Source organism: Frankia sp. CcWB2, from assembly GCF_977927585.1.
On sequence record NZ_CDWRCM010000216.1, the window covers coordinates 6,390 to 7,865 of the forward strand.

Annotated in this window: 2 protein-coding genes and 1 pseudogene; all 3 read left to right on the forward strand. The window is 68.3% G+C overall.

Annotation, left to right across the window (positions count from 1 at the left end):
* Positions 1-148: pseudogene (locus tag ACY45C_RS18525) on the forward strand (cysteine synthase A); the annotation flags it as partial.
* A 6-nt stretch (positions 149-154) separates the two neighbouring features.
* Positions 155-889 (forward strand): serine O-acetyltransferase, encoded by a 735-nt coding sequence (gene cysE / locus ACY45C_RS18530; protein WP_462188836.1) that lies wholly within the window; start codon positions 155-157, stop codon positions 887-889.
* 257 nt (positions 890-1,146) lie between these two features.
* Positions 1,147-1,476 (forward strand): helix-turn-helix transcriptional regulator (locus tag ACY45C_RS18535; protein WP_462188837.1); only part of this gene is annotated, 330 nt, incomplete at its 3' end.

Consider the following 1,476-nt stretch of genomic DNA (forward strand, 5'->3'; position numbering starts at 1 on the left):
CCTAGTGGGCATCTCCTCGGGCGCGGCGGTGTCGGCGGCGCTGCAGGTGGCCCGCCGCCCGGAGAACGCCGGGAAGCTGGTCGTCGTCGTGTTTCCGGACTTCGGCGAGCGATACCTGAGCACACCGCTGTTCGCCGGACTCGGGTGACCGACTGTGCTCTCGACGCTGCGCCATGACCTGCGCACGGTGAAGGAGCGGGATCCGGCCGCCCGCTCCACCCTCGAGATCGCCCTGTGCTATCCCGGCGTGCACGCAGTCTGGGGCCACCGGATCAGCCACTGGCTGTGGACCCGTGACCTGCGGCTGCCCGGGCGCGTGGTTGCCACGCTCACCCGCATGCTCACCGGGGTCGAGATCCACCCCGCCGCCACGCTCGGCCCCGGCGTCTTCATCGACCACGCCACCGGCGTGGTCATCGGGGAGACCGCCGAGGTCGGTGCCGACGTCACGATCTACCACGGGGTTACCCTCGGCGGCACCAGCCTGGAACCGGCCAAGCGGCACCCCACCATCGGCGACCGGGTGATCATCGGTGCCGGTGCCAAGGTTCTCGGCAACATCACCGTCGGCTCGGACAGCCGCATCGGGGCCAACGCCGTCGTCGTGCGGCCCGTGCCGCCCGGCTCAGTGGTCGTCGGCGTCCCCGGCCAGGTCATCACCCCCAGCCGCCCCCGGCCGGCCACCGCCCTGCCCGGTCAGGACGACGTGCTCCCCGACCTCGTCGGCGTCAGCCTGAAGTCCCTGCTCACCCGGGTCGACCAGCTGGAGGCGGTGCTCGACGGGAACACCGGGAACACCGACGGCCGCGCCGACGGGCGGGTCGCCGCCCATCCCACGATCCGCCCGCCCCAGGCCGGTGTGTGGTACGGCGAGGACTTCTCCATCTGATCAACGACCTTCAGCGGCGACCTGATCGGTGACACCCCTGGCTCGACCGGTGCCCCTGGGGATCCGGTCGAGCCAGGATTTGCCGGCAAAGCATGCGTCGCCATGACCACTTGATTCCGCCAGGCCACCGAGAGAATCGCTGGCGACCGGGATCGAGCGTTCCTATGTTTGATCACATAGCGTAGTGATCTATCATGGATTAGCCATCATGGCGAGGCCCTGGTCTGATGCTGCGTCCCGCGTAGGAGTTGAAGCACATGGTGAGGTCGTTCGGGGGGTCGGCATCGCCGCTTCGGGCGGCACGGCTGGCGATAAACGCCACCCAGGAGCAGATCGTCGCGGCGCTGGATGCCAGATCATCGTCGGGTTCGTCCGGGGTGACCCCGAGCATGCTCAGCGGCTGGGAGCTGGGAAGACGCACGACGAGCCCCCGCTACCGGAAGATGCTGTGCGATCTGTTCAGAGAATCGCCGGATGTGCTGTTCGCCCATCAGGACGCGGCGTCCACCGGCCTGGATGGTGAGATGGCGATTGTCATGGGGCATCTCTCGCTTCTAGATCTGTCTTCCGCACATGGGGTTTCGATG